This window comes from Nocardiopsis ganjiahuensis DSM 45031, assembly GCF_000341085.1.
In the GTDB taxonomy this organism is placed as follows: Bacteria; Actinomycetota; Actinomycetes; order Streptosporangiales; family Streptosporangiaceae; genus Nocardiopsis; species Nocardiopsis ganjiahuensis.
The window spans coordinates 1-3977 of the sequence record NZ_ANBA01000042.1; the positions used below are offsets into that span (position 1 = coordinate 1).

Below are 3977 nucleotides of genomic sequence, written 5' to 3' on the forward strand. Positions count from 1 at the left end.
CTCCTCGTGCACGTACTCGGGGGTCATCGCGGCCGGATCGAAGTCCACGAACATCTTGTGGCCCATCACCACGGCGTAGTCCACCTGGTGGTGCCAGCGCATCTGGGACTCCACGTGCTCGCGGTAGACGAGCATGTCCGCGTCCAGACGCAGGACGACCTGTCCGGAGGAGGCCGCGACCCCGGTGTTGACCGCGTGCGCCGAACCCCAACCGTCGGGTGCCGAGGGCAGGACCACCGTGTTCTCGGGGCGGACCCGGGGCAGGGAGAGCGGTTCGGGTGAACCGTCGTCCACCACGACCACCTCCATCAGGTGCGCCGGATAGCTCTGCGCCGCCAGCGAGGCCAGCACCAGGGCGAGCTTGTCCGGGCCCCCGTGCGCCGGAATCACCACACTCACCGACAGCGTCGGCGTCCACTCCCCCAGCGCGGGCACGTCCAGCCGCGCGTAGTCGTTGCGGAACACCCAGGGCTGTCCGTGGTCCGCCTCCCGCTCGGGGCCGACCGCCCCGCCCTGGGCGGGGACCACGCCGACCCGTACCCGGGTGTCGGCGCGCGCCCCCGGTCCGCGCTCTGAGACGTTGTCCGCACTGGTCACGACTGTCCTCCCGTGTACTCGGTGGCCCAGATCAGCGTCCGACCCCGGCCCTGGTCCGGCTGCCCCAGCGGGGCGGGTTCGCCCTCCAGCAGGGAGCTCGGCCGCCAGCCGGACCACTGCCTGGTGCTCCTGCGCAGGAAATAGCCCATGTCGGCCCCCCAGGTGTGCCCCTGTCCGGCACGGCGCAGCAGGTAGCCGAGACCGTGGGTCCGGTAGATCCGGCCGCTGTTGCGGCGGACCGCCAGGAGCAGCTGGCTGTCGATCGCCCGGGGCAGCGGGCGGAACCCGCCGACGTCACGCAGCACGGAGCGGTCGATGACGATCGTGCTGCCCACCACGTCCGGCGAGGGTTTCTCCGTCTGGTAGCTCCGCCACACGGTCAGGTCGAGTTCGTCCAGGTAGACCAGGTCCTGGGTGACGCCGACCAGGTCGGCGCACGCGTAGGTGCGGGCCATCAGCATGTCGGCCAGGTGCTCGGGGCCGTACCAGTCGTCGTCGTCCCACTTCGCGATGACGGTGCCGGACGTGCGGTCCACCGTGTCGTTGAGGACCGCGCCGAACACCTGGTCGGCGGGGGCCTCGTGCACGGTGATCGGGATACCGGTCGCGGCGAAGTCCGTGACGGCCGCATGGACCTCCGGCAGATCCGCGGAGAACCCGTGCAGGGCCAGGACCAGCTCGAACCGCACCCCGCGCTGGCGGGCGACCTGCGCCAGTGCGAACCCCACGAGCTCCGGCCTCCGGGTGCACAGCATCACCGACACCAGGGGCTCGGGCGGTACCGGGACACCGGCCCGTTCGGCCAGCGCGCGCCAGCGGACCAGTTGGCCGTGGACGCGGAGCGAGGCGCGCCGCAACCGGACGCTCTGCTCCTCCCTGCTGAGGGGGTCGGCGAGTTCGCTCTCGTCCAGCCGGGTGAGCGCGTCGGTGAGCGCCGGGCCGAGTCCGGCCGCCCAGTCCGGGACGGGTCCGCTGACCAGGGGGACTCCCCCGGCGGCCAGGGAGGCCACCGCGCGCACGACGGCGACGGATCCCGCGTGTCCGGACCAGTCCACCCGGATCCCGCGCAGGTAGCGCACCCGGCCGATGTCCAGGTCGGTGACCGTGCCGTCCGCGGGGACCGCGCAGAGGACCTTCCTGCCCTCCGTGATCACCGTCCGCCCGTCCCGGACCGACAGGTCGCCCATGGGGCCGCCCGCCTTCTTGGTGAAACCGACGGGGTTGACGCTGTGTTCGTCGACGGGTGCGAGGGAGGTGACGGGGTCGGGTTCGGTGACGCGGGCGGTGGCAGCGGCTCCGGCCGCGGGGCCGGCGGTCCCTGAGCCGAGGGCGCGGATCGTGGGCACGTCCAGGTGGGGGACGACGGCGTCCTCCCAGAGGGGAAGGCCGCCGTCGTCGGTGCGGAGCACGAGGTCGGCGACGGGTGAGACCCGGCGCAGCGGCACGGGGCCGGTCGCGCTCACCCCGGTGGCGGCGACGTCGCCGGGCCGCCACAGCGCTCCCTGCTCCCCGTGGACCCCGGCCAGGGGTGTGGCCCGCGGGCCGCGCCGCCCGCCGTTGGTTCCGTGCAGGACGCAGTCGAGGGCCTGGCCGGTCTCGACGGAGTTGGGAAAGTACAGCTCGCAGATCCAACCGCGTTTGCCCAGGCGGCGAACGCGCAACTCCAGGAGGTCGTTCCACTCGTCGATGCCCGGCGGGCTGGGGACGAGGGGGCCGTGGTGCCCCGGGGTGTCCGCGACCACCACGACCAGGTGGACGGTGCGGGGCAGGGAGCCGGCGGTGACCAGGCAGCGGCGCAGGTCGGTGAGGCTGGCCGCGATCATCGCGACCAGCCCGACGGCTTCGGGCTGGTCCTCCCCGCCCACGGTGGTGACCCCGAACGGCTCCCCCAAGGGGTGGGCGTCCAGGTCGACCGTCAGGTCGTCGGGACGCAGCCGCAGGCCCGAGAGCTCTCTCCGGGTCGACTCGTGGGCCCCGGTGTGACAGAGGATCGCCGTTTCGTCGCCACGTGTGAGCAGCGCCTGGCGTAGGACTGAGTGGATCATCGGGCGACCCCGGGTTCGGAGCGGGCGAAAGCAGAGGTGCGAACCGGCGCTGACCGGTCACACCGCCCACCTTAGCCAACTCGGTTACACACAGTGATCAAACGTCACGGCGTGTCTGGGTCGGGGGCGTCGGCCGCCCTCTTCCCGCTCCTGTGTCCCGCTCTCGCCCGCGTCCCGGCCTTCGCTCGGCCCCGGCGGCTGCCTTCGCCCGCTCCCGTCCCCGCCCTGCCCGGCGGGGACGGTCCTCAGCGGGCCAGTTTGCGCAGCACCCTCCGGGTCAGTCCGGGGGTGAACCAGCGCAGCTTGCGCTCGGCCCGCTCGGCCCGGGCGCGGAGGCGGTCGGCCTCGGCCAGGGCCCGGTCCAGGCGTTTCTGGAGCACCTCGGGCTTGTCCGTGGGCGCGGGCTCCGCCTCCGGGTCGGAGACGAACTTCTCCGCCGGGATCCAGTGGGTCCCCTGGGTCTCCTCCACCACCCGGTCCAGGTCCGTGCCGGCCGCCTCCGGCTCCAGGTGCAGGGCCCGGGCGTAGGCGGAGGTCCGCTCCAGGCGCAGGACGCCGTCACCCCGGGTGGCCCCGGGCAGGGGCGCGCACAGCAGCCCGGCGCCCTCGCGGTCGATCTCCTTGACCAGGTCGCGCAGGGCGTCGGCGGTCGGGACGGCCCCCGCGGCGACGGTCAACCGGAAGGGCACGCACGGGTCGCGGTCGGGTTCGGCCTCCACCAGGCGCACCCGCGGGTCCCCGCGGAAGGTCTCGTGCACCAGGCGCAGGTCCAGGATGTCCTCGTCCAGCGGGGATCGGCGGTCCTCGTGCAGGGAACCCCACGGACCGACCAGCCACAGGCGCAGGTCCGGGGTGGTACCGGCGAGCAGTGCCGAGGCGGTGGCGTCGACCTCCTCCAGGGTGCGGCCCTCGGCGGGCACGACCACGTCCACCAGGGGCACCTGCCACTGGCGGTCGGGGCGCTTGCGCCGCAGGTGGAAGTCGGGCACCCGGTTGGACACGTACGGCACCCGGTAGCGGGTCCCGGCGTCGCGGCGGGTCTGCATCTGGGATCGGCCCAGGTGCCAGCTGCTGGTGTCCAGGTCCGGGACGAACACCGCGCCCTGCTGGGCGACCCGGTAGGCGAACTCGGTGTCGCCGCCCAGGATGAGGGCCGGGTCCAGTCCTCCGGCGGCGTCGAACAGGCTCCGGTGCAGGGAACCGGTCGCGCCGATGAACACCTTGTAGGACAGGCGTCCGGCGGTGCGCAGCCGGTCGTGCTGGTTGATCAGGCGCTCCACCCAGTGCGGGTCGGCGCTCTCCAGGTCGAAGAGCTTCTCGGCCCGCCCCGCCGCG

At 73.6% G+C, this 3977-nt stretch carries 3 protein-coding genes; all 3 read right to left on the reverse strand.

Features of this window, described 5'->3' with window-relative positions; all coding sequences use genetic code 11:
* A partial coding sequence (locus D458_RS0132615; protein ID WP_026119909.1) for a glycosyltransferase occupies positions 1–597 on the reverse strand: 597 nt, incomplete at its 3' end.
* Positions 594–2642: a glycosyltransferase family 2 protein gene (locus D458_RS0132620; protein ID WP_040703075.1), complete on the reverse strand. Its 2049-nt coding sequence runs from the start codon at positions 2640–2642 to the stop codon at positions 594–596. The genes D458_RS0132620 and D458_RS0132615, both read right to left, overlap by 4 nt.
* Positions 2643–2887: 245 nt before the next feature.
* The coding region (locus tag D458_RS0132625) for a glycosyltransferase family 2 protein (RefSeq protein ID WP_017590921.1) at positions 2888–3977 on the reverse strand (1090 nt) is incomplete at its 5' end.

Coding starts and splice junctions, on each gene's coding strand:
- D458_RS0132620 (WP_040703075.1), bottom strand. CDS start 2,642: ATGATCCACTCAGTCCTACGCCAGGCGCTGCTCACACGTGGCGACGAA.